Annotated in this window: 18 protein-coding genes; 5 read left to right on the top strand and 13 right to left on the bottom strand. The window is 72.0% G+C overall.

What is annotated here, in order from left to right; genetic code table 11:
- Positions 1-128 precede the first annotated feature (128 nt).
- Positions 129-1,436 carry a S1 family peptidase gene (locus ACZ6TV_RS08025; protein WP_465296432.1) on the bottom strand — a complete coding sequence of 436 codons (1,308 nt, stop codon included), beginning with the start codon at positions 1,434-1,436 and terminating at the stop codon, positions 129-131.
- Between the two features lie 345 nt (positions 1,437-1,781).
- Between ACZ6TV_RS08025 and ACZ6TV_RS08020 the strand changes: the two genes are divergently transcribed.
- Both ACZ6TV_RS08020 and ACZ6TV_RS08015 read left to right on the top strand, forming a co-directional pair.
- Positions 1,782-3,815: a cell wall-binding repeat-containing protein gene (locus ACZ6TV_RS08020; RefSeq protein WP_465296431.1), complete on the top strand. Its 2,034-nt coding sequence runs from the start codon at positions 1,782-1,784 to the stop codon at positions 3,813-3,815.
- A gap of 393 nt (positions 3,816-4,208) precedes the next feature.
- Positions 4,209-7,193 (top strand): AfsR/SARP family transcriptional regulator, encoded by a 2,985-nt coding sequence (locus ACZ6TV_RS08015; RefSeq protein WP_465296430.1) that lies wholly within the window; start codon positions 4,209-4,211, stop codon positions 7,191-7,193.
- A 9-nt stretch (positions 7,194-7,202) separates the two neighbouring features.
- Here ACZ6TV_RS08015 and ACZ6TV_RS08010 read toward each other — a convergent pair whose 3' ends face one another.
- A complete protein-coding gene (locus tag ACZ6TV_RS08010) occupies positions 7,203-7,382 on the bottom strand; it encodes a hypothetical protein (RefSeq protein WP_465296429.1) in 180 nt (59 codons plus the stop codon).
- A gap of 195 nt (positions 7,383-7,577) precedes the next feature.
- Here ACZ6TV_RS08010 and ACZ6TV_RS08005 point away from each other — a divergent pair, with 195 nt between their 5' ends.
- The gene (locus tag ACZ6TV_RS08005) at positions 7,578-8,927 is read left to right on the top strand and encodes a hypothetical protein (RefSeq protein ID WP_465296428.1); all 1,350 of its coding nucleotides are present in this window, start codon (positions 7,578-7,580) and stop codon (positions 8,925-8,927) included.
- A gap of 4 nt (positions 8,928-8,931) precedes the next feature.
- Here the strand turns inward: ACZ6TV_RS08005 and ACZ6TV_RS08000 are convergent, their stop codons facing one another.
- The 11 genes from ACZ6TV_RS08000 to ACZ6TV_RS07950 are packed head-to-tail and all read right to left on the bottom strand — an operon-like array spanning position 8,932 to position 22,183.
- Positions 8,932-9,960: an asparaginase gene (locus tag ACZ6TV_RS08000; RefSeq protein WP_465296427.1), complete on the bottom strand. Its 1,029-nt coding sequence runs from the start codon at positions 9,958-9,960 to the stop codon at positions 8,932-8,934.
- Positions 9,957-10,295 carry an avidin-fold protein gene (locus tag ACZ6TV_RS07995; RefSeq protein ID WP_465296426.1) on the bottom strand — a complete coding sequence of 113 codons (339 nt, stop codon included), beginning with the start codon at positions 10,293-10,295 and terminating at the stop codon, positions 9,957-9,959. The genes ACZ6TV_RS08000 and ACZ6TV_RS07995 overlap by 4 nt, the downstream gene beginning before the upstream one ends.
- Positions 10,292-11,545 (bottom strand): glutamate synthase-related protein, encoded by a 1,254-nt coding sequence (locus tag ACZ6TV_RS07990; protein ID WP_465296425.1) that lies wholly within the window; start codon positions 11,543-11,545, stop codon positions 10,292-10,294. Before ACZ6TV_RS07990 ends, ACZ6TV_RS07995 begins: the two co-directional genes overlap by 4 nt.
- The gene (locus tag ACZ6TV_RS07985) at positions 11,542-13,905 is read right to left on the bottom strand and encodes an amino acid--tRNA ligase-related protein (protein ID WP_465296424.1); all 2,364 of its coding nucleotides are present in this window, start codon (positions 13,903-13,905) and stop codon (positions 11,542-11,544) included. The genes ACZ6TV_RS07990 and ACZ6TV_RS07985 overlap by 4 nt, the downstream gene beginning before the upstream one ends.
- Before the next feature lie 5 nt (positions 13,906-13,910).
- The gene (locus tag ACZ6TV_RS07980; RefSeq protein WP_465296423.1) at positions 13,911-14,378 is read right to left on the bottom strand and encodes a cobalamin B12-binding domain-containing protein; all 468 of its coding nucleotides are present in this window, start codon (positions 14,376-14,378) and stop codon (positions 13,911-13,913) included.
- Entirely contained in the window at positions 14,375-15,658 is a 1,284-nt protein-coding gene (locus ACZ6TV_RS07975; RefSeq protein WP_465296422.1) for an ATP-grasp domain-containing protein, read from the bottom strand. The genes ACZ6TV_RS07980 and ACZ6TV_RS07975 overlap by 4 nt, the downstream gene beginning before the upstream one ends.
- Positions 15,655-17,448 (bottom strand): ABC transporter substrate-binding protein, encoded by a 1,794-nt coding sequence (locus ACZ6TV_RS07970; RefSeq protein ID WP_465296421.1) that lies wholly within the window; start codon positions 17,446-17,448, stop codon positions 15,655-15,657. The genes ACZ6TV_RS07975 and ACZ6TV_RS07970 overlap by 4 nt, the downstream gene beginning before the upstream one ends.
- Before the next feature lie 56 nt (positions 17,449-17,504).
- Positions 17,505-18,776 (bottom strand): MFS transporter, encoded by a 1,272-nt coding sequence (locus ACZ6TV_RS07965; protein ID WP_465296420.1) that lies wholly within the window; start codon positions 18,774-18,776, stop codon positions 17,505-17,507.
- An 8-nt stretch (positions 18,777-18,784) separates the two neighbouring features.
- The gene (locus ACZ6TV_RS07960; RefSeq protein WP_465296419.1) at positions 18,785-20,437 is read right to left on the bottom strand and encodes a class I tRNA ligase family protein; all 1,653 of its coding nucleotides are present in this window, start codon (positions 20,435-20,437) and stop codon (positions 18,785-18,787) included.
- A gap of 6 nt (positions 20,438-20,443) precedes the next feature.
- A complete protein-coding gene (locus ACZ6TV_RS07955; protein WP_465296418.1) occupies positions 20,444-20,818 on the bottom strand; it encodes a cupin domain-containing protein in 375 nt (124 codons plus the stop codon).
- Positions 20,819-20,866: 48 nt separating this feature from the next.
- Positions 20,867-22,183 (bottom strand): SidA/IucD/PvdA family monooxygenase, encoded by a 1,317-nt coding sequence (locus ACZ6TV_RS07950; RefSeq protein ID WP_465296417.1) that lies wholly within the window; start codon positions 22,181-22,183, stop codon positions 20,867-20,869.
- A 213-nt stretch (positions 22,184-22,396) separates the two neighbouring features.
- On the opposite strand from ACZ6TV_RS07950, the gene ACZ6TV_RS07945 reads away from it, so the two are divergent.
- Both ACZ6TV_RS07945 and ACZ6TV_RS07940 read left to right on the top strand, forming a co-directional pair.
- On the top strand, positions 22,397-23,416 hold the full coding sequence (locus ACZ6TV_RS07945) for a TauD/TfdA family dioxygenase (protein WP_465296416.1): 1,020 nt from the start codon (positions 22,397-22,399) through the stop codon (positions 23,414-23,416).
- A gap of 31 nt (positions 23,417-23,447) precedes the next feature.
- Positions 23,448-24,545 (top strand): FAD-dependent oxidoreductase, encoded by a 1,098-nt coding sequence (locus ACZ6TV_RS07940; RefSeq protein ID WP_465296415.1) that lies wholly within the window; start codon positions 23,448-23,450, stop codon positions 24,543-24,545.
- Positions 24,546-24,552: the final 7 nt, after the last annotated feature.

Genomic DNA, 24,552 nt, shown 5'->3' with positions numbered 1-24,552 from the left:
CTGATCGACAAGCCCCCCCCCGGGGGACGTCTGTTGGTGGCGCAAAACCTCCCGAACCCCCCCTAACCCCCCCTGAACCCCCAAAGGAGCCCCTTTCCGCCCCGGGGGCCGGGCCGCCGCTCAGCTTGTCAGGCCTTGAGGATGTCGCCCGGCACCTGCAGCCAGACGTGCATCATCTCGGTCCCGTACGCGCGGCACGGCGTGCTGCTGGTGCCCGCGGTCACGGAGTTCGCTCCACTGTGGATACCGACCGCGAGCGTGATCGAGGTGGAGTCCCGGGCGTAGAGCGGCGCGCCCGAGTCACCGGACCTGGTGCACAGGCCGTTGAAGTTCTGCGCGATGAAACCGTTGCGCAGCACCCTGCCGCCGGAGTACGTGACGGAGACGTTCGTCTGCAGGACGATCCAGCCGCACCGCTCACCGCTGAAGATGCCGCTGCTGCAGTACTGGTCGCCCGGCACCAGCCAGCGGCTCAACCGGTTGCGCACCGGCAGGCGGGACGTCGAGTTCGTCGGCAGGTACGTCCCGTTGTGCACGTAGCCGGTCGCGGTCTGGTTACCGTTGATCTCGATCGCCGCCACGTCGCCGTGGTAGTCGCTGTAGCCGCTGACGATGACCGAACCAGAGCCGTTGTTCCAGCTGTCCACGGCGGTGTAGCCCATGAAGGTGCCGTTGGGCGAGTGCGTGGCGTTGGTGTTGCCGGAGCTGTTGGTGGTGCAGTGCCCGGCGGTCACCATGTACTTCTTCGAGCCCGACACGAACGGGAAGCCCGACGTGCACTGCCCGACGTTGGTGCGGATGTCCGAGCCGCCCTCGAAGTTGCCGTTGTCGTTTGCCCGCCCGTCGTCCTGCGCATGAGCACCCGGGTCGGACTGCAGGTGGATCGCGACGGCCTGGCCGTACTTGGCGTACAGGGCGGTCCGCAGCTCGTCGCTCGCCGCGGGCGCCTCGACGACCACCTGGTTGCGGGCACCGTCGACGAACGCGGTGTGGATCCCGCCACCCAGCCCGATCGCCTCGTCCTTGATCTTGTTCAGCTGGGCCAGGCTGCGCGTCACCTTGACCGCCTTCGTGGCGACCAGGCCACGGGTCGCGCCGGCCGCCAGGGCCGAGGCGCTGTCCCGGGCGTACGGCGCGACGACGGTGCCCTTGGACTGGTACGGCACCGCCAGGTCGTCCGGGTGGTCGAGCGCGTTCTGGTACGCCGTGCTCAGCGCCGTCGCGAGGGTCTCCGACGGCGTCTCCCACACGGTCAGGTCACCGGCGAACACCTCGACCTTGTCCGCGGCGGCCGCGGCGACGACCCGCACCGGGCCGAGGTCCGGGTTGCCGGGGTCGGCGGGGTCCGCGGCCGCGGGCGTCGCCTCGACGGCCAGGCCGAGCAGCGCGGTGATCAGACCGGCGGCGACAGCGCGTCGCCGAACGGGATAGGGCATGCGTTCCTCCAGGATCGAGCAGCGCGCATGGCGCCGCCCACCACATCGCCGTCGCCGAACAACGAGTGATGCGGGCAAAGAAGGTCGAGCACAGAACGCGCACGCCGGCATGCACGTCACAGCGACACGGCCCCGTTGCCGACCGTCGCGACACCGGCGGTGCCGAACGCGTCCACCCGCCATCCTTGTCCAGAAGATCCCCTCCGCGCTGGATCCACGACGGTAAAAGTTTACGAGATCGCTCACTTTTATAAATCTGAGTTGATGACCCGCGCGACTCGCGGCGATGACATCGACGGACGTACGGGGTCGCCGAAAGATCACCTCGTCCCTATACTCGCCCGCGTGACTGGACTGAACCGCCGGATGATCTTCAAGGGTGCCGCCGCCACCGCCGTTGCCGGGGCCGCCGCGCCCGCCGTGCTGGGCGGTCAGCCCGCCGCGGCGCAGGCGCCGGGGGGCGGCGGTCTCATCACCTACGCCATGGACGCCACCAGCCGGACCTACCTGGCCAAGGCGGACGGCACGCCGATCCGCGAGCTGGGTTACTCGACGAAGGTCAGCTGGTCGCCGGACGGCAGCCGGTACGTCCACGGGCAGATCCAGGGCTCGGAGCGGACCGACGGCAGCGACCCGGTGCTCAACCTGCACGGCAGCTACCCGTCGCCGGTCTACGACCCCACCGGCCGGTTCGTGTACTGGATCGGCGTCTACGCCACGTCCATCATGTACATCGGCGCCGACGGCTCGTGGGCGGGCCATTCCGCCAAGTTCTACGAGGAGCCGAGCCAGCAGCAGGCGATCCAGTACATCGCCGTCGCGCCCGGCGGGGACGTCTTCTTCACCCGCGGGCACCCCGGCAACAACTCGGTCCTGTACCGGGTGACCTCGGCGAGCACGTCCGTGCAGGTCCTCACGGACGCGTACGAGCCGGACATCTCCCCGGACGGCTCCACCATCGCGTTCCACCGGGAGGCCTACGTCTCGGTCGACGGCGGCTACTGGCCGGGCGCGCAGCTCTGGCTGGCGAACATCGACGGCAGCAACCCGCGGCAGATCACGTTCCCCGAGACGCACGGCCTGCTCAACCGGTCGGCGTCGTGGTCGCCGGACGGCAGCACCCTGCTGTTCAACGCCGGGCACCCCACCACGTGGCGCACCGGCGCGCTCAAACGGCTCACCGTGGCGACCGGCGCCATCGCACCGGTGGTCGCCGACGGCCTGCTGCCGAGCCAGCAGCCGGTGAAGCAGACCAAGGACACCGTGCGGCGGGTGTGGGGCGACGACCAGATCCTGACCGCGGTCGCCGCGTCCCGCTACGCCTTCGCCGACCACAGCAGCTCCGGCGACCCGCGGCCGAAGGCGGCGGCCGTCGTGCTGTCCCGCGCCGACCTGTACTACGACGCCCTCGGCGGGTCGGCGCTCGCCGTCGCGCGGCAGGCGCCGCTGCTGATCACCGGCAACCGGGCGCTGGACCCGAAGGTCCTGGCCGAGATCGGCCGGGTCCTGGCTCCCGGCGGCACGGTGTACGTCCTCGGCGGCGAGCTGGCGCTGCCCCGCGGGATCGAGACGAGCCTGACCTCGGCGGGGTACAAGACCAAACGCGTCGGCGGGGCGGACCAGTTCGACACGGCGGTGCGCATCGCGCGGGAGATGTCGGCGCGCCCGAACACGGTCGTGCTCGCCACCGCGCACATGTACTACGACGCGCTCGCCGCCGGTGCCACCCTCGGCGTCCTGCCCGACCAGGTGCTGGTCCTCTGCGACGGGCACCGGATGCCGGCGAGCACCGCCGCCTACCTCAACGGCATCGACCCCGACACCCAGGACGTCGTCTGCGTCGGCGGGTGGGCGCTCCCGGCGCTGCAGAACGCTTACGCGGCAGGGATGCTGCCGTCGTGGTACAGCCGGGACGGTTTCGTCTACGAGGCGTCCGGCGAGCGGGCCGAGGACACCGCGATCGAGGTCGCGAAGTTCTTCTGGACGTCGCCGAACCGGTTCGCGGTGGCGACCACCTCGACGTGGTTCGACGCGCTGACCGGCGGCGCGGCGATCGGCACCGCGCGGGGGCCGCTGCTCATCACCGCCCCGAACGCGCTCGACCCCGCGGTCCGGTCGTACCTGTCGGCCTGCTCGCCGACGGCGAGCGAGGTGGTCATGCTCGGCGGGCGGCTGGCCCTGCCCGAGGCGATAGTGGCCAAGATCGGCGCGGCGATCGCGGAGCCGGGCGGGTGGCAGTCGGCCGAGACCACACCCTCCAGCGCGGCGCCGGCCGCGCAGGCGCAGCGCCTCAAGGCGGCCGGCGGGCGGGAGTCCTCGCTCGCGGCGGCGAAGCCCCCGGTGCCCCGCCCACGCCCGGACCGGGTGCGGGTCGGCTGACGGACGCCGCACCACCGGGCCGCACGACCGGGCCCGCTCGTCGCTCAGCCGCCGCCCGCAACGGGCGGCGGCATGACGAGGGCGTTCCGGAGGCCATGCTCGTCATGACGGGTGCGCGCGACTACCGCGGCCGGCCGACCTGAACCACCGGGCGCTGGACGACGCTGCCGGGATGTGGCCGAAAGAATGGCAGCGGGCATCCGCCGAAGCGGTCCCGGCCCCGGATTTCGCGGTACTTTAACGCGCCGTAAACGCCGGGCACAACCCACGTCCGGGCCGAATCGAGCGACAATTACGTGATAGACAGAGGGCTCTCACCCGGGCGACCGTTACATCAACGTTTCCCGATTCCGTGAAGGCGTCCTCACTGTGGAGATACGTTATCGTTCCCCGGTGGCGGGCGCACCGGGGCGAGAACAGATCGCCTTCCGGGTCCTCGGCCCGCTGGAGGTCACCGGACACGACGGACCGGTGCGCGTGCCACCTGGCAGACAGGAAGTTGTCCTCGCCGCGTTGCTGATGGACATCAACCGGGTGGTCGGCAGCAATCATCTCGTCGACCTGATCTGGAACGAAGACCCGCCCGACACCGCACGGACCCAGGTGCAGATCTGCGTGTCGCGGCTGCGCCGCAATCTCGCCGACGCCGGGATCGCGGCGTCGATCACCACCAAACCGCCCGGCTATCTGATGCAGGCCACCGGCGACGCGATCGACCTGCACGTCTTCAACCGCCTGGTCGCGGAGGCGCGCTCGCTCGCCGACGGCGGCGCGAAGACGGAGGCCGCGGAGCTGCTGCGCTCGGCGGTCGCACTGTGGCGCGGCCCGTTCCTCACCGGGATCTCCAGCGACGCCCTGCGGGCCAAGGCGCTGCGGATCGACGAGGACCGGCTCAACGCGATGGAGACCTACCTCGACCTGGAGCTCGACCTCGGCCGGCACCACCAGCTGGTGGGCGAGATCGGCCGGCTCGTCCACGAGCACCCGCTGCGGGAGCGGCTGCGCGGCCAGCTCATGCTGGCGCTGCACCGCTCCGGGCGGCAGGCCGAGGCGCTCGAGGTGTACCGCACCGGCCGGGACCTGCTCATCGAGGAGCTCGGCCTGATGCCGGGCGACGACCTGCGCAACCTGGAGGCGGCCATCCTCGCCGGGGACGGCACGCTGCACGAGGTCGCCGACCGGGGCCCCGGCGCCGAGCGGGGCACGCCGGTCGTCGTGAGCGCGCCGCCGATGGAGCAGCCGCACCAGCTGCCCGCCGACACCGCCGACTTCGTGGGCCGCGAGGACCTCATCAAGACGGCGGAGGACGTCCTCACCAGCACCGACACGCAGCGGGCCATGGGCGTCGTCGTGATCGTCGGGATGCCCGGCGTCGGCAAGTCGACGCTGGCCAAGCACATCGCGCATCGCCTCGACCGGGACCATTTCCCGACGGGTCAGCTGTACTGCGACCTCGGCGGCACCCGCGCCGTGCCGGCCGAACCCGTCGAGGTGCTCGGCCGGTTCCTGCGCGCGCTGGGCATCCCCGGGCCGATGATCCCCGACGAGCTCGACGAACGCGCCGAGATGTACCGCAACCTCCTCGCCCGCCGGCGGGTCCTGGTGGTGCTCGACGACGCCGCCTCGGAGAATCAGATCCTGCCGCTGCTGCCCGGCAGCGAGACCTGCGCGGTCCTCGTCACCAGCCGCGCCCGGCTGACCGCGCTGCCCGGCGCGCACCAGCTGGAGCTGGACATCCTCGACACCGCGCAGGCGCTGGAGCTGCTCGGCCGGGTGATCGGTGCCGGGCGGGTCGCGAAGGAGGCCCAGGCCGCGATCGCCCTGGTGCGCACGGTCGGCGGGCTGCCCCTGGCGTTGCGGATCATCGCGGCGCGCCTCGCCGCCCGGCCGCACTGGTCGCTCGCCTCGATGGTGGACCGGCTCGCCAACGAGCGGCACCGCCTCGACGAGCTCGCCCACGGCGAGATGACGATCCGGGCCAGCCTGTCGCTGACCCACGACGGGCTCGACCGCTCCGCGCGGCAGCTCCTGCGGCTGCTCAGCCTCGCCGAGGGGCCGACGATGCCGGGCTGGCTGGCCGGCGCCGCGCTCGACGACCGCCGCCCGTTTCCGTCCGACCTCCTCGAGCCGCTCGTCGACGTGCAGATGCTCGAGGTCGTCGCCGTCGAGCCGACCGGCGAGTTCCGCTACCGGTTCCACGAGATCATCCGGGTGTTCGCCCGCGACCAGCTGGTGGCCTCCGACGACGAGGCGGGGCGGGTCGCCGCGCGGGCCCGGATGATCGGTGGCTGGCTCGCGATCGCCGAGCAGGCGCACCGCAAGGTCTACGGCGGCGACTACACGGTGCTGCACGGGTCCGCACCGCGCTGGCAGCCGCCCCCGGCGTACGTGGAGCAGGTCCTCGCCGACCCGCTGGAGTGGATGGACAGCGAGCACGTCAACCTGTGCCTCGCCGTGGAGCAGGCCGCCGAGGCGCAACTGCACGAGCTGTGCTGGGACCTGGCCGCGACCCTGGTGACCCTGTTCGAGGCGCGCGGCTATCACGAGCAGTGGGAGAAGAGCCACCGGCAGGCGCTCGCGGCGACCGACCGGGCCGGCAACGTGCGGGGCACTGCCGTGCTGCTCGGCTCGATCGGCACCCTGCACATCAGCCGCGGCCAGCCCGACCAGGCCCGCGCCGCGCTGGAACGCGCGTCGGGACTGTTCCTGCAGCTCGACGACCGGCACGGGCTGGCCATGTGCCACCGGGACCTGGGGCTGCTGGACCGGCAGCGCGGCGCCGACGACGACGCGCTGGACGGCTACCAGCACGCGTTGCGGGACTTCGACCACGTCGGCGACGTCGTGGGCCGGGCGTCCGTGCTCACCCAGCGAGCGCACATCTGGATGCGCCGCGGCGACAGCAGGACCGCCCACGCGGAGCTGGAGGAGGCGCTGGAGATCTACCGCTCCGCGGGCTACGTCGGCGGTCAGGCGCAGGCGCTGCGGCGCATCGCGCAGGTGCTGTCCCAGCGCGGCGAGAGCGCGCAGGCGGAGCGGATCCTCGCCGAGGTGCTGCTCATGGTCCAGCGCAGCGGCGACGTCATCGGGGAAGGGCACCTGCTGCGCAATCTCGGTGAGGTCAACGCCGAGATGGGGCGCTTCACGCAGGCCCGGGAGATGTTCGTCCGGGGGCTCACCGTCCGGGAGCAGGTCATGGACCACGGCGGCGCGGCGCTGATCAGGTTCGACCTCGCCCGGCTGATGGACCGGATCGGTGAGCCGGTCGCGGCCGCCGAGCTGCTGGAACGCGCGATCGCGACGTTCCAGGACCGCAGTATGGAGCCGGAACGCGGCCAGGCCGAGAAGCTGCTGGCCGCGGTCACCGCTCGGCGCTGACGCGCGAGGTCAGTCCCACGGGTTGTTGTTGGTGATCGGACCGGACGGGCTCGGGCTGGGCTGGGCGGCCGGCGCCGAAGAGCCGGCCCGCGCGGCGGAACCGGTGCCGGCGTCCACGGCGGTGACCCCGGCGGCCGCCGCGGCGACGGCGACGGCGAGTGCGATCCTGACGATTCCCGAAGCACGCATGGTGGGCATTCCCTCGTTCGTTTCCGGTAGGTGGCGCAAACGTATGGAGGGCGGCAAACCCGGGACTATCGCGGCTGTTATCGCGCCGCTATCGGCGGCGCTATCACGGACGGTTGGCGCCGTGATGCCGGGCGGATACCACCGGACGGCAGAACTGAACGTGCGTATTCATGCCGCTGGCACCTGGGGGATCGCATGGGCAGGCCGGAACGACCGCTGGACAGTGTGCACGACCCGATCGGCGAGTTCGCCTACGACCTGCGCACGCTGCGCAGCCGGGCGGGCAGCCCGAGCTATCGGCAGCTCGCCCGCTCGGCGCTGTTCGCGCCGTCGGTGCTGTCCAGCGCCGCGAGCGGGCACCGGTTACCCTCGCTGCCGGTGACGCTGGCGTTCGTCGCCGCGTGCGGGGGCGAGCCCGGGGTCTGGGAGCGCCGGTGGCGTGACCTCGCGGGGATCCCGGCGCCGGAGCGGCCGGCGGTCGCCGCGCCCGCGCCCCGCCCGCCGATGTCCACAGTGGAGCGACCGGCGCAGCTGCCGATGGGTTCGAGCACGTTCGTCGGCCGTGACGACGCACTCGCCGGCGCGACGGGCACGGCCGCGGCCACGGTGGTGGTCAGCGGGCCGATCGGGATCGGGAAGACCGCGTTCGCGCTGCGCCTCGCCGACGAGCTGTCCGACAGCTTCCCCGACGGGCAGCTCTACGCCGACCTCGACGGCACCGACGCGATCACCGTCGTGGACGGCTTCCTGCACGCGCTCGGCGTCGCCGCCGCGCTCGTCCCCGACGACCCGGCGCAACGGCTCGGCCTGTTCCGGTCGCTGCTGGCGCAGCGCCGGCTGTTCGTGCTGCTGGACAACGCCACCGACGAGCGGCAGGTCCGGCCGCTGCTGGGCCGGTCCACGGCGAGCCTGATCGTGGTGACCGGCCGGGCCCGGCTGCTCGGGCTCGACGGCGTGCACCGCGCCGACCTGGCGCCGCTCACCCGGCAGGAGTCCGTCGGCCTGATCGGGCGGCTGGCCGGCGTCGAGCGGGTCCGGGCCGAGCCCGAGGCCGCCGGCGCGATCGCCGACCTGTGCGGCGGCCTGCCGCTCGCGGTGAGCGTCATCGGCCGCCGGATCGCCGCCCGTCCCGAGTGGACGGTGTCGGCGGCGGCCGGGCTCCTCGGCGACGCCGAGCGGGTCATGAGCAGCCTCAGCGTCGGCGACGTCAAGGTGCGGGACATCTTCGCCGCGGCCTATCGCACGCTCACCCCCGCCGCCCGCGGTGCCCTGCATCAGCTCGCCGCCGCCGGTACCGCCGCAGCCACCGCGACCGGTCTCGGCGCCGCCATGGGTACCAGCGCCGACACCGCCGACGAGCTGCTGGAGTCCCTTGTGGACAGTGGGCTGCTCACCCGGGCCGACCGCACCGGGCGCTACGGCGTCTCGGCACTGACCCGGGCGTTCGCCGCCAGTACGCCCCACGCCGCACCCGCACCGGCCGAGGTCATCGCCGGCAAGCGGATGAACCTCGGCCACGCGGACCGCCCGCTGGTGCGGGCCTAGCCGGCTACGCGGCGACCTCGCCCGCCACCGGGGTGGCCATGAGCTCGGCGACCGTCGCGGGGTCGCTCGTGCGGCCGAGCGCCCACATGCACTTCACGATCGCCGTCTCCGGGACCATGCCGGGCAGGAACGTGCCGCCGGCCTCCCGGAGCGCGACGAACGAGTCGTAGACGGTCAGCTCCCGCGCGGCCGGCGCGGCGGCGGTGAGGAACACGTTCACCCCGCTGTCGCGGCACTTGCGGATGAACTCCGGCAGCGCGAAGGCCGGGCCGGTGACCGCCGCGTACAGCTCGATCACCACCGCCCTGGCGCCGCTGCCCTCCACCGCCTGGCGCATCGCGTCGAAGTCGAGCCCCGGGTACAGGCGGAACGACAGCACACCGGGGTCCGGATCGCTGACCGCGGTGGCGCCGTGCGGCGCGGGCCGCCAGGGGTCGATCCAGGTGAGCTCGCCGCCGGCGACCTTCGCGACCGGGCGCCGGTTCACCGACTGGAACGACTGCCCGCTCGTGCGGATCTTGCGTACCTGCGTGCCGAGGTGCACCAGGCTGGGCAGGTTCGCGGCGCCGGCGAACGCGATGTAGGCGCCGCGCGGCAGCTCCAGCACCGCGAGCAGCGCGTCGTGGATGTTCTTGCGGGCGTCGGAGTCCTCGCGGTCCGGCGACAGGTTCGAGCCGGTGATGACGACCGTGACGTCGACGCCGGCCAGCATGAACGACAGCGCCGCGGCGGTGAAGCACATCGTGTCGGTGCCGTGCAGGATGACCACCCGGCGCAGGCCCGCGGCCACGTGCGCGCGGACCGCGTCGGCGATGACCCGCCAGTCGGCGGGCCGCATGTCCTCCGACGACATCGACAGCGGCGACAGCGTCTCGAACCGCATGGTCCTGCCGGCGGGCACCGCGGAGCGGACCAGGTCGAGCCCCGGCGAGCCGGTGGCCAGGCTGACCACCGTCTCGCCGGCCCGCGTCGTGCGCCGCGACCCGACCGTGCCACCGGTCAGGATCAGCCCGATCCGGTCGGGGCGCTTCACGCGAGGACCTCCACGATGACGGAGAAGCCGCGCTCGGCGTGCTCGCCGTAGCGTTCCCACTCCTCGTTGAGCTGGATCCGGCCGTCGGGCAGGAACTCCGGGGTGTTGACGCTGCGGCCGGAGATCACCGCGCCGTCGGCCATGACCATCGTGTAGGCGAACTCGACCGTGCCGTTCTCGGCGCACAGGCCGGTCAGCGAGCCGCGGCGCACCTCGCCGCCGCCGAACTCCGCCCAGACCAGGTCGTCGCGCTGGCGGTACACCGCCGACGACGCCGGCAGCGACGGGTCGGCGTGCACCGCGCGGAACGTCCGGCCGTCATAGTTGATTCTCATCGGGGCTCCTCCCGGTCCGGAAACCACAGGTCGTCCTCGGTCAGCTCATGGATGTCGTATTTGCCGAGCGCGCTGAGCAGCAGCCGCAGCTCCAGTTCCAGGCAGCGCACGAGGCGCACCAGGCCGTCGGCGGCGTCCTCGTCGACGGCGATCAGCGCCGCCCGCCCGAGCCCGACCGCCGTGGCGCCCATCGCCAGGCACTTCAGCGCCCGGCTGCCCTCCCAGACCCGCCCGGAGACCAGCAGCCCGGCGTCGTGCTTGCCGACCCGGCGCAGGCACTCGGCGAGCGGCAGCCCGACCTGCTCCAGGAACACCGACGGCGCCCAGCCGGTGCCGCCCTCGGCGCCGTCGACGGTGACCGCGTCGGCGCCGGCCGCCCAGGCGACCTGGGCGGCGTGCCCGACGTCGCGGCCCGGGTGCAGCTTCACCCACACCCGCGCCCGCGGGTAGTTGTTGCGCATGAGGTGCACCTGCTGGCGCAGGATCTCCTCGGTGAACGTGCCTGGGCTGCTGCAGCGCAGCACCTTGCCGGTGTCGCGGCCGAAGGCTTCGTCCATCGCGTACTGCTCGGACACCGCGGCGGCCTTGTCGCGCGACATGACCGTCATCCCGCCGAGCCCGGGCTTGGCGCCCTGGCCCACCTTCAGCTCGAACGCGAGCCGGCCGCTGTCGATCAACCGGGTCGCGAACGGGTCGCTGTAGACGAGGTTCCACACCTCGGCGTCGGCGTCCTCGGTGCTCTGCTGCACGACGACGCCGCCGTACCCGTCGGGGACCGCGTCCGCGTAGGCCCGGATCCGGCCCAGGAGGCCGTCCTCGGGGCGCGGCTCGCCGTCGGTGCGGCCGTACCCGTGCATCGGCACGACGTTCTCGCCGATGACCATCGGGATGCCGAGCCGGCCCGCCTGCTCGCTCGCGTCGACGCCCAGGCCGCGCCCGGCGACCTGGGTGGAGCCGAACGCGCACAGGAAGACCGGCAGCGGCGAGGTGAACCCGCCGATCTCGGTGCCGAGGAGGGCGTCGGCGGGCAGCGGCTCGCGGCCGAGGTCGAACATCCGCTCCAGCCGCCGCGGCATGAACACCGGCGGCACGATCCGCGCCCGGTCGAGCTCGTCGCCGCCCGCAGTGTCGCGGGGCGTCGCGCCGAACAGCGCGTGCCCGTAGTCGGCGAGGTCGGGGAACGCCGCCGCCGTCGCGTCCCGGGCCCGGGCCCGGATCGCCTCTTCCGGCATTTGCGGGGCTCGGATCATGGCGACACGATCCCGGGGAGCTTCGGGAAGGCGTTGGCCTGCCACGCGGCGTCGAGGCCGGCGAGGTAGCGGGTGACCCGCTCAAGCCCCAGGCCGAAGCCGCAGCTCGGGCGCAGCCCTTCGCGGGCCAGGTCGAGGTACCACTGGTACTTCGCCGGGTTCTCCCCCGTCTCGCGCATGCGTTCGATGAGGCGGCGGTACTCGTAGGTGCGCTCGCCCCCGCTGCACAGCTCGCCGTACCCGTCCGGGGCGATCAGGTCGAAGTTGCGCAGCACGCCCGGCTCCGTGGCGGACTCGCCGTCGGTGAAGCCGCGGGAGCCCTTCGGGTACCCGACGATGAAGAACGGCCGGTCGGTCTGCTCGGAGATGAGCTTCTCGCCCTCCCAGTCGATCTCCGAGTCGCCGCTCTGCAGGTGCTGCAGCCGGCGCAGGTGCGCGACCGCGTCCGGGTGGCTGATCCGCTCGAAGTCGTCGCGCAGCAGCGCCTCGAAGACCTCCGGGTCGCGGCCGAGCGCGGTCAGGTCGGCCTTGCTCTCCCGCAGCGTGTGCCGCACGATGTGCCGCAGCATGCCCTGCAGCAGGTCCAGCACGTCCTCGCGGGTCGCGTCGGCGACCTCGACGTCGATCTGGGTGAACTCGGCGAGGTGCCGGCCGGTGTCCGCGGTCTCCAGGGGCTCCAGCCGCACGTTGGGCGCCACGTAGAAGATCTTGTCGAAGGCCAGCAGCGACGCCTGCTTGTAGAGGATGACGCTGGTCATCAGCTTGTACCGATGACCGTAGTAGTCCACGTCGATCTGCTTCGCGCCGCGCACGCCCGGGTCGGTCACCGGACCGATGATCGGCGGCATCATCTCCTGGAAGCCCAGCGTGCTCAGGTACTCGCGGCTGCCGGCCAGGATCGAGTTCTGGATGCGCAGCGCCGCCTGGGTCACCGGCGAGGTCAGGTGGGCGCGGGTGGTCGGCGGCCGCTGCCCGGCCGTGGTCCTGCTGTCCAGCGGGGTGGTCGTCATGTGGCTCTCCCAAGTTCCCGTCGAGGTGATGTGCTGGCGTCGTGGTTCGAAGCGGTCGTCGAAGGTGCGCTGCACGTACTGCAGGGCGTCGAGCAGCCCGGCGGACGTCATCGGCTCGGTCGCCGGCACCGTGACCAGGTCGCCGAGCGGCATCGCGCCGATGCGCTGCCACTGCAGGCGGCCGTCGTGGTCCAGGTAGCCGCGGGCCCGGCCGGCGTTGTCGGGGTGCAGGCAGTAGGGCACGTCGAGGTGGCCGCGGGCGAACGCGACCGTCAGCGCCCGGCCGAGGTCGTCGTCGAGCGCGAGGACGTTGTCGATCAGGGCCCGCGCCTGCGCGTGGATGCCGGTGTCCTCGACCGCGCCGCCCAGTTCCGCGGTGCGGGCCGCGGCGGCGGCGTGCTCCAGCGCGGCGACGTTCTCCGCGACGGTCGGGATCCGGTGCGCCTCGGCCTCGGTCTTGACGATCAGCCGGCTGGCGCCGGTCCGCACCGCCAGCCGGGCGGACTCGGCGAGCAGGCCCAGCGCGCCGGCCGCGGTGCGCGGGTAGACCCCCATGTAGGTGTAGACGACGACGTGCGTGCGGACGTCCGGCACGTACCGGCGGATCAGCCGCCGCAACGCCGCGACGGCCTCCTCGTCCTGCCCGGCGTGGGTCTGCTGCGCGTAGCTGAACGAGATGCACCGCAGCCCGTGCTGCCGGAAGAACATGCCCTCCAGCACGCTCAGCGCGACCAGCAGCGCCGGCGGGCACAGCTGGCCCATCATGCAGCCGCCGAACGTCTCCAGGTGCGGTTCGCTGCCGTGATCCCGGGCGGCGGCGAGCGTCTCGCAGGTCTGCCGCCAGTGCTCCACGGCCGTGACCAGCGGCATCCGGCTGTAGGGCAGGCAGTAGGACACCGGGCCGCCCTCGGTGGCGTGCAGCCCCCGGGCGAGCAGGGTCCGCACGATCCGGCGCGGGTCGGCCGACCCGTGCCGCACCTGCACCGGGAACGCCGGGGCCAGCGCGTCGGCGAGCATCCGCGCGGTGGCGGCCGCGCCGACGTCGACCAGCGGGTAGCCGTTGAGGTCGGCGCCGGCGGCGAGGGCCCGGGCCACCGCGTCGTGGTCACCGACCCGCGTGTAGCTGTCGAGGGTGACGGTGCCGACGGTGGCCGCCCGCGCGTCGCGGGTCGCGAGCAGCCCCTGTCGCATGCGGTCCGGGTCGGCGAAGCCCATCCTCGGCTGGACGACCAGGTCCCCGCGGGCCCGGTGCGCCGCCACCACCTCGCCGAAGGACGAGGCCCGCGGCAGCGCCGTTGCTGCCGGCAGGACGCTCGTCCCGGTGAGTGCCAGCGCACCGGGCCGGGCCACGGCGGTCATCCTGCGCCGACCGCGGCTGTGGCCGGTCGAGCGGCGAGGGTCCGCACGAACGACCGAAAGGGGTTCAGCCCACCGGTGTCCTCGAAGACGGCGTCGAAGCCCGCCGCGAGGAGCCGGTCGCCGTTGTGACCGTCCCCGCCGCCGGCCACGTCGAGCTTCCCGCCGATCACCACCGGCGTCGCCGCCAGCGCGGGGCAGGCCCGCACTGCGGCGATCAGCCGGGTGCCGTCCTGCAGGCCGTGACCGTTGAGACTGCCGATCACCACCAGGTCCGGCCGGCTGTCCACGCACTCGCGCACGATCAGCTCGTCGGGCGTGCACCCGCCGAGGTTGGTCACCCGGCAGCCGAGCTCCTCCAGCAGCAGCTGCAGGTAGACCAGGTTCCAGGTGTGCGCGTCGGAGGACAGCCCGGTGACGACGACGTCGAGGCGAGACCGCGTGGCGACGGCATGTTGGGTGGTCACGGCGCCACGGTCGCCAGCGCCGGCAGCACCAGGTCGGCGTCGACGACGTCGATCTCGATGAGCGCGGCGGCCTCGTCCGCGAGCCGGAGCGCGTCGGTGGGGGTGTCGCCGGTGACCATGATGTCGCCGACGCGGTCCCATGAGCTGCGCAGCCCGCCGAAGCGCTCCCCCGCCGTGACGGTGACGTCGCACAGGAACACGCCCTCGGCCCGCTCGGCCTTGTCGGTGCCGCGCACGTCGGTCACGACGCCCGCGCCGATCGTCAGGAACCGCACCGCCGCCGCGCGCCGCGCCGTGGCGGGCAGCGCGCCCTGGATCGGCTGTCCCTTCATCACCGCGTAGTAGGCGCGGACGAGGTCGACCGGGTAGGCGCGCTCGATCAGCTCGATGATGCCGTCGCCGGCGAACCGGCCGGCGCACTCGACGAGGTTGGGCACGCCGTCGCTGACGATCCACTCGCAGTGCACGATCCCGTCGCGGAAGCCGACCGCGTCGACGACCCGCCGGGTCTGCTCCTTGAGCAGCGCATGCAGCTCGGCCGGGCTGTCGGCGGGGATGAGGTGCGACGCCTCGGCCGGGATCGGGCCGGGGATCAGGCGGGCGCGGGTGACGTTGGCGAAGAGGTCCTCGCCGCCGCGGACCAGCATCTCGACGCTGTACTGCTCGCCGATCACGCACTCCTCGGCGAGCATCCGCAGCTCCATCGGCCGGTCCGGGACGAAGACGCCCTCGTCCTGCACGACGCAGGCCTCCCACGCCTCCGGCACCTCGGCCTGGTCGTGGATCAGCCACGCGCCCACCGACGCCTGCCGGTTGGCCGGCTTGAGCACGATCGGGCCGCCGACCTCCCGCATGAACGCGAGGACCTCGTGCGGGCCCTCGACCCGGACGCTGCGCGGGTTGGTGACCCCCGCGGCGCGGCTGACGTTGCGCAGCAGCGCCTTGTCCCGCAGCAGCGACGCGGCGGCGAAGCCGGCGCCCGGCAGGCCGTAGCGCTCGGCGAGGCGGGCGGCGAACGGCGTCGCGTACTCGGTCAGCGGGATGACCGCCTCGGGGTCCAGGTCGCGGTGGGTGTGGTAGAACTCGTCGGCCTTGCCCGGCAGGTGGAACTCCCACTCGACGAGCTCCCGCACGGTCCGGCACTGCGCGACCTTGGGCCGCACGTCGCGCTTGCGGACGACGTCGGGCTCCTCCACGAAGATCACCGACTGGTCGGGCTGGATGTTCGGCAGGGTGGGCAGCGCGGCCCCCACGAAGCCGACGAGAACAACGGGTCTCACATTCCCTCCTCGGCGTAGTACCAGTTCTCGGGGTTGATCAGCCCGTACGGGTTGACCGGGGTGAAGCCGCGCAGGTTCGACGCGACCTCGAACAGCCGGCGCGGGAAGTTCGGGGTGAACAGCACCGGCGCCTGCTCGCTGATGTAGTCCTGGTAGTCGTAGAGCGCCTGGAGGTCGTCGGTGGCCACCGTCCGGGCGATGAGCTCGTCGGCGCGCGCGTCGCGGTAGTTGCTGAAGTTGCAGGCCGCGCCGCTCTGGAAGAGATTCTCGCCGGTCGGGTGGTTGTAGACCCAGCCGCCGTTCCAGCAGGACAGCTCCCACGTGCGCGGGTTCTCCGGGGTCGGCGCGCCGGGACCGTCCTGCGCGACGAGGACCGAGGCGTAGATCTCCGACAGCCGCAGCTCGATGCCCGCCTTCCCGGCGTCGGCGCGGAACTGCTCCATCAGCCGGGTCAGCGCGGGCCGGCCCTCGATGTACCGCAGCGACAGGCTGAGCTCTGTGCCGGCCGGGATGCCCTCGCCGGCCTCGCCGGGTCCGGTGCCGGGCCGCACGCACACGGCCGGCGACACACTGGTGTCCCAGCCGTTGGCCTCGAGCAGCTCGCGGGCCCGTTCGGGGTCGAACGGCCAGACGACGCCGCCGTCGCGCAGCCGCGGCGAGATGAGGTCGCTGTCGGGCAGGCTCGGCACCGGGCCGTCCTGGCGCCAGCCGTAGCCCTGGTAGATCTCCCGCGAGCCGTAGTCCTGGTCGAGGCAGCTCTGCAGCGCCTGCCGGAGGTACGGCTGGTGGATCAGCTTGCCGGCGATGTTGGGGTTGTAGAAGTTCAGCGCCATGAAGTGCAGGCTGAACAGCACCTGCGGGACCAGGTCGTACCGGTCGCCGAGGGGGTTGGGTCCGCCGACGGTCGGGTCGCCGCTGGGCTGCACGCCGAAGCTCATCGGCAGGAAGCCGATCTGGATCCCGTCGGCGCCGTCCGGCCCCCGCTGCAGCAGTTCGTACTCCTGCTCGTCGGTCTCGATCGGCATCTGGCGGAACTCGGAGAGGCGGGCCGGGTTCGGGCCGCTGTAGTGCTCGTTGGGCACGAACGTGACCGCGCCCTGCTCGGTGAACTCACGCAGCTTCCACGGGCCGTTGACGATGCTCCAGATCGGGCTGTCCGGCCACAGGGTGCGGTGGGCGTTGCTCTCGGCGGTCGGCGAGCCGTTCTCCGCGAGGAGGTAGTCGAAGACCGCCTCGACCTGCTCGATGTCGTGGCTGGCGCCGGCCGGGCCGGTGGCGGTGCGGTCCCACGCCTTCGGCATCGGCGTGATCATCGTCAGCTGGTTCATGAGGACCCAGTACTGCGAGTACACCTGGTCGAAGGTGAAGCTCACCGTCTGCTCGTCGACCTTGGCGTAGGACACCAGGTTGTCGGGGAAGAGCCCCTCGACGTAGGCGCCGAACCGCGGGCCCTTGCGGGCGAGCATGTTCACCCAGAAGATCACGTTGTCGGCGCAGACCGTCTCGCCGTTGGACCACTTCCAGGGCTTGATCCGGACGGTGACGGTGAGGCCGTCCTCGCTCCACTCCGGCTCGTCGGCGACGCTCAGGTCGAAGTCGATCTCCAGTTTGCCGTCGCGGCCGAGCCAGTACAGCGGGCGGTACATGAGCATCTGGAACTCGTAGGTGCTGCGCATCCCGTAGCGCTCGGGCGGCGTGAACGGGAAGATGACCGCCGGCGGGAATCCGGGAAGGCAGGCCCAGGTGGCGATGCCGCCCTCGGCCGCGGATGTCGGCTGCTGCTCCATCATGACCTCTCTCATCAGGCCCGCGGCGCCCGGCCTGGTGACCGGGCGCCGGCTCTCGTTCAGGCGGGGACCGCCACCGGCTCGGCGGACTCGACCGGCGTGGGGGTCTTCGGCGTGGGCTCGGCCAGGGGCTTGCGCAGGCTCAGGTAGGTGCCGATCGCGATCGCGTCGACGAGGATGACCAGGCCCCAGAAGGCCCAGGGCACCGAGATCCCGTCGGCGACCGCGGACAGCCCGACCGTCGCGGCGACACCGAGCGCCAGGCCGAACGCCTGGGCGCCGCCGAAGATCCGGCCGACCCGCTCGACCGGGCTGGCCTGCATCAGCAGGGTCCGGGCGGCGATGCGGCCGTTGGCGAAGCAGAACGCCGCGACCGGGATGACCGACATGAGCGCGATGTAGTGCAGCGGCTCGAAGATGACCATCGTCATGCAGCCGAGCTGGCCGAGCACCGCCAGGTGCAGCCCCTTGATCCGGGCGCTGATCCAGGGGTAGCAGGCGGCGCCGATGATGAACCCGACCCCGGCGAGCGCGTCGACCACCCCGATCACCCATGGGCTCTGCTTCCAGTGCTGCAGGACGATGGTGGTGAGGATGACGTTGCTGACCATCAGGTTCGCGTTGCCGGCGGTGTACAGCAGCGCCAGGCGCTTGATCGGCTGCCGCCGCAGCGGTGTCCCGCCCGCCGGGGCCGCCGCGTCCTCACCGTCCGATGTGGACGACACCTGGGCCGGCTTCGCGCCGATGAACCAGGTGAGGATCGCCGACCCGACGAACGTGAAGGCGTTGAACACCAGCAGCGGCGTCGCGCCGAACGCGACGATCAGGAACCCCGCCGACGAGGACGCCAGCAGCATGCCGGAGTTCGTGCCCATCTCGAAGCGGCTGTTGAAGCGGCCCAGCCGCCCGTCCAGGACGCGCTCCTTGACCAGAGCGTTGCTGGCCGGCATGAAGAGCGCCGCGGTGACGGCGAGCGCGAAGTTGGCCAGGTAGGAGCCGAGGCTGATCGGGCCGCCGAGCCACATCCACACCGGCAGGGCGAACGCGGTCACCGCGCTCACGACGTCGGCGAGGACGCAGAGCAGGCGGCGGTCCATCCTGTCGACCAGGCGGCCGAACAGGACGGACAGCACGACCTGCGGGATCGACACGGCGATGAACAGCCAGCCGACCGACAGGGTGGTGTTCTCGGCGCGGAACACCATGATGGCGGCCGCGGTGATCTGGAACGCGTTGCCGGCGGTGGTGATGAAGCCGGCGGCGACGAGCTGCCGTTCGGTCAGCCTCGACCGCCGGGTGGCGGTGGTGGACGTTGTCGTGTCGATAGCCATGTTCTGCCTCAAACGATGCTGGTCGGGACGGCCGGATCGGCCAGACGGTCGGCGCTCGCCGTGCGCAGGCTCAGGCCCGGCAGGGTGAACGCGGTGGTGTGCGTGACGTCGAACGCCGAGGCGTCCAGCCGCGGCTCGAGCTCGCCGTCCGCGGCCACCTGGGCGGCGACGTCGACGAGGATCGGCGACACGCAGGTGACGAGGGCCCGCGCCTGCAGGAACAGGTCACCGGCGCGGAACTCGATCGCGCCGGGCTCGGCGGTCAGGGCCAGCTGCGCGTCGGCGCGCAGCCGGGCCGTGTGCTGGACCACCAGGTCGGCGGCCCGGCTCAGCGCGAAGCTGTCGAGCTCGAAGCAGTTGCGGAACCGGCCGATCATCGCCGCGATGCGGGCGGGTGTCCCTGGTGAGACCGGCAGCGGCGCGCCGTCGCCGGCGAGCTTCGCCAGGGTCGTGCCGAGCTCGTTCCACGGCTCGACGAGCCGCTCGCCGCAGACCTTGTCCAGCACGGCCTGGCTGAAGTTCGTCCGGGCGTGCTCGGGTGCGCTGAGGTTCAGGTAGAACCGTGCGACGTCCCGCGGCACGTCCGCCACCAGGTCCCGGGCCCACACGAGGTGACCCTTGCTGGTGGAGAACTTCTCGTTCTCCAGCTCGTAGAACTCGTTGGTGAGGATGGTGCTGGGCAGCACGTAGCGGCCCTCGTGCGCCATCAGCTCCGCGACGTGGACGAGCGCCCAGATGAACAGGTTGTCGAAGCCGACGAAGAAGACCAGCTCCGCGTCGTGCTCGGCGCGCCAGGCGTCGTCGGTGGTCGGCGGGGTCTCGCCGCGCTGCAGCCGGCCGTAGTGGTTGCAGTACATCGAGGCCGGCATGCCCTCGGTCCACGCGTTGATGGTCTGGCCCGGCGTCTCCGGGAACGGCGCGGGCATGCCCCACGCGACCGGGTAGGTGATCGGGTAGTCCGGCAGCGGCTTGGCCAGCAGCTCCCGCATCAGCTGCACCAGGTGCGGCCGCCAGGTGGTGGCCTTCTCGGCGTGGAAGGCGATGAGCCGTTCCCGGTACTCCTCGAGGGGGAAGACCAGGATCTCCGCCTCGCGGTAGGTGACCTCGTCGGCCGGGTCGAGCAGGTTCCACGGGTCGAGCAGGCCGTCGAAGTCGATCCAGTGCCCGCACGCCTCGCAGATGCCGCCGCGGCTGTCCGCCAGGCAGGTCGGGCAGTCGCCGCCGACCAGTCCCTCCACCAGGTAGGTGCCGGTGGCCTCGCTGTACGGCAGCCGCACCGTGCGCAGCTTGAACTTGCCCAGCTCGTGCAGGCGGTTCACGTAGTTGTACACGGTGGAGCGGTAGTCGTCGTCGGTCGGCGCGAAGCCGTCCACGGCGATCCCCATCGCCTCGAACGTGCCCTTGATCTTGGCCCACGACTGCACCGTGAGCTCCTCGGGCGTGGTGCCGAGCCGGGCGGCGGTGGTGGTGACGTAGGTCTGGCTGTCGTCACCGCCGGAGGCGAACACCACGTCCCGGCCGAGGGCCCGCTGGTAGCGCGACCACACGTCGGCCGCCACGTACGGGCCGGCGACGTGCCCCACGTGCAGGTCGCCGTTCGTCGTGGGCGGGCCGCCGATCACGAGGACCGGGCGGCCTTTCCCACCGTCGGGTGATGTCATCGCCGCTCAGGCCTTCGCCGGCTGGGTGGTGTGCCGCTCCATGAACTTCTCGGACATCTCGGCGTCCCACCAGACGCAGTACAGCTGGAAGTCCGTGTCGCTCTCGTTGATGACGCGGTGCGCGGTGTGCGGGGGGAAGTGCACGATGTCGCCGGCCTTGAACGGCTTGCGCTCGCCCTCGGAGTCGAGCACCGCCTCACCGCTGAGGGCGATGAAGATCTCGTACTCGTGGTGGGCGTGGGTGCCGGTCGCGCCGCCGGGGGCGACGACGCACCAGGAGCCCTCGAACGGCGCGTTCAGCGCCTCCCACGGCACCAGGCGCTGCGCGTCCGCGCCGTTCTCGTGGTTCATCCGCTCCCGAACCAGCGGTCGGATCAGCATGGCTGCTTCCTTTCTCGGGGTCAGCTCTGAGGGGTCAGCTCTGAGGGGTCAGCTCGCGGCCACGACGGGTGTCGGGTCGGGTGTTGCGACGGCCGCCGCCAGGGTGTCCAGGTGGTGGTCGCCGGTGAGGACGTCCTGCAGGATGTCGTTGGCGCGGTTCGCCATGACCGACAGCAGCGAGTCGGCGATGCCGTGGGTCTTCTCGTTGACGCCGTGCAGGTAGCACGCCGCCGTGCTCGGCCGGTCGACGACGAGGCGGTAGTCGCGGGTGACGGCCACGCCGGACAGGCCGAGCCGCTCCGTGAGCCGTCGCACCGCCCACGGCATCTCCGGAGAGAAGCCGGTGCCGAGCAGCATCAGGTCGGTGCGCAGCTCACGGGTGGCGCCGTTGCGCCAGTCGGTGAGCTCCAGGACGATCTCGTCGCCCTCGTCGCGGGCCGCCGTGATGTCGTGCATCGTGATCATCTGCAGCCTGGAACGGCCGGAGAGGCGGTCCAGGTACACCTGGCGGTAGAGGGACTCCATCATGCCGGGCGCCACGCCGGCGTAGTTGGTCGGCCGCATCTCGGCGAGCATCTGCTCGCGCGCCTCCGGCCGGGACGCGTGGAACTCGTCGACGAACGACGGGAAGAACAGCTCGTTGGTGAACTTGCTGGTCTCGTAGGAGTTCAGGCCGACCGAGCGCATCACCATGGTGGGCCGGCACTCCGGCAGGTCGTGCTGCACCGAGTAGAACAGCTCGGCCGCGCTCTGCCCGCCGCCGACGACCACCACCCGGTAGGGCAGGTCCTTGCGCAGGGCGCCGATTCGCTTCTGGTACTGGGTGCTGTGCACCACCTTGTCCCGGTCGAGATCGCGCAGGACCTCGGGGATGCGGATGTCCCGGCCGGTGCCGAGGACCAGGTACCGGCTGCGGATCGTGGACCCGTCGGCGATGGTGGTCGTCCAGCCGGTGAGCGTGCCACCGGTCCATTCCGGGCTGATGTCCACGCACTGCCGGCCGTACTGCAGGTCGACCAGCGCCAGCGACCGCGCCGTCCACTGCAGGTAGTCCGCCACCTCCGCCCGGTACGGCGTGAGGCTGCCCATGTTCACGAACAGGTCGAGCCGGCCGGTGGCGTGCAGATAGTTGAGGAAGGAGAACCGGCTGCGTGGATTGCGCAACGTCACCAGGTCCTTGAGGAACGAGGTGTTGGAAAGCGCCTCCGGGAACAGCATTCCGGGCTGCCAGCTCACCCCCTGATTGCGTTCGATGATGAGTGAGTCGCGCGCCAGTTCGGGTGCGAGCTCTTCGAGTGCCACGGCGAGTGCGAGGTTCGATGGGCCCGCACCGACCGCCAGTAGCTCGACTTCACGATCCGCCATAGAGTGCTCCAACCGTCGTCGGGACCTGAGTCAGCACCGCGCTTCGCTGCGGTTACTCAAACCCGTCGCGGCATTGACCGGAACCCCGCCGATCGCAGAACAATCAATGCGTCATCGACCAACAATCCCGGTCATCGCATTCATTGACGTCGTCGGGTGCCCCGTTGTTGGCTGGCACCAATCACCTTTCTCCATCGGAGAGGATTGTTTGCCATGCTTGCCGATGCGGATGTCCGCACGCTGGACAGGACATTCACCGAATTCGTGCTCCCCGACAGCGTGCGGGACGCGATCGGCGAACTGCTGGAATCGTCGCCCGACCCGGTCGACGACATCGACCGCTCACTGACCTGGCTGCGGGTGGTGTTCTCGGCGCTGCCGCTCCCCCTGCTGCAGGGCATCCTGGACTTCGGGCGGCACGTCGACACCGCCGGCGTCGCGCTGGTGCGCAACCTGCCCGTCGACCCAGACCTGCCGCCGACGCCCGTGAACGGCGAGCCGAGCCCGCTGAAGCGGACGTTCGTCGCCGAGGGCGTGCTGCTGGGCCTCAGCCAGCTGCTCGGCGAGCCGGTCGGCGTCACGACCGAGAAGGCCGGCCGGCTGGTGCACGACGTCGTCCCGGTGTCCACCGGCGCGATGTCGCAGACGAATCAGAGCTCGGCGGCGTTCCTGAACTTCCACAGCGACATCGTGTTCGACGAGTTCGGCCGCTTCGACCTGCCGAACCCCGACTTCCTGGTGCTCAACTGCCTGCGCCAGGACCGCAACGCCGAGGCCGTCACGTACTACGCCGACGCCCGGGACGTGATCCGCGACCTGCCCGCGGACGTGGTGCGGGCGCTGCGCACGCCGCAGTTCCGGCTCAACGCGCCGGGCAGCTACGTGCGCGACCACGCCGGCGGCCACGCGGTGCTGTCCGACCCGATCGCGATCATCTCCGGTCCGCCGGCGGCACCGGGGATCGTCGTGTCGGCCAACGGCGTCGTCGGGCTGACCGCCGAGGCGGAGGCGGCGCTCACCGAGCTGCAGCGCTCGTGCCGGGCGGTCGCGCACGAGGTGCGCCTGGATCGCGGCACTGCCCTGCTGATCAACAACCGCAAGGGCCTGCACGCCCGCTCGCAGTTCCTCGCGCAGCACGACGGCCAGGACCGCTGGCTGCAGCGCACCTACCTGCGCCGCACCCTGTGGGACATCCGCTACCGCAGCGCCGCGGACAGCCGCCGGGTGCACTGATGGACCCGCAGACGGGCGGCGGAGGTGCGCCGTGCGGATCGTGATCGTCGGCGGCGGCATCATCGGCCTGCTCAGCGCCGTGCAGTCCGTCACGGACGGGCACCGGGTGGTCCTCGTCGACCAGGGCGACATCCCGTTCGCCGAGGCGACGTCCTCGGACTGGCACCGGGTGATCCGGGCGCTGCACCTGGACGACCCGGTCGCGACGAGCGACGCGGTCCTCGCGCACCATCAGTGGCTGCGGCTGCAGCGCCTGCTGGCCACCAGGATCTACGAGCCGGTCGGCGCGCTGCACGTCCTGCCGGCCGACGACCTGGCCAAGGCACAGCGGCTCCTGACCGACGCCGGCTCCGGCGGGCACCTCTTCGGCCCGCTGTCGCTCGCGTCGACCTACACGCAGATCCAGTTCCCGGCCGGCGCGACCGCCATCCTGGAGGACCTCGCCGGTGTGCTGCTCGCCGACCGGATCCTCGCGGCCTGCCGGGCCTGGCTGCGCCAGTCCTCGCGGGCGGAGCTGCTGCCGTTCCGGGCCGTGGTCGCGGTCGACGCGGACAGTCCCGCGATCCGCCTCGCCGACGGTGAGGTCATGGCCGCCGACGCGGTGCTGCTGACCACCGGCGCGTGGTCGCGGCAGCTGCTGCCCCGGCCGATCGCGGACGAGCTGGTCCTGTGCCGGCAGAGCATGGTCTTCTGCGCCGCGCCGGAGCAGGACGCCGACGTGTGGTCGGCGACCCCGCCGATCTCGACGTTCGGCACGAGCAACGGCGGGTGGCTCGTGCCGCCCATCATCGGCACCCCGTTGAAGCTCAGCGCCGCGAGCGCCTGCCGGGTGGTGGCCGAGGTCGGCGACATCAGCACCCCCGCGTACTGGCGCGACCATCTGGTCGAGCAGTTCGCGCCGCTGGTCCGCGGCCTGGACGCCGGCTGGCTGACCGGCGCCCGCGACGCCTACTACCTGATGCGCAGGTCCACCGGCGGCCCGATGGTCGCGGTGCTCGGCGAGCGGGTCGTGTCCTACGCCGCGTGCGGCGGCTCGTCGTTCAAGTTCGCCCCGCTCATCGCCCGTTCCCTGGTCCAGCACGTGGCCGGCGCCGCGGTCGCCCCGGTGCTGTCCCCCACCGTCCCGTGATGTGAGG

This window comes from Dactylosporangium sp. NPDC051087 (assembly GCF_055586325.1).
Note: the sequence above shows the minus strand (reverse complement) of the source record. Positions and strands in the feature narration are given on the sequence as shown.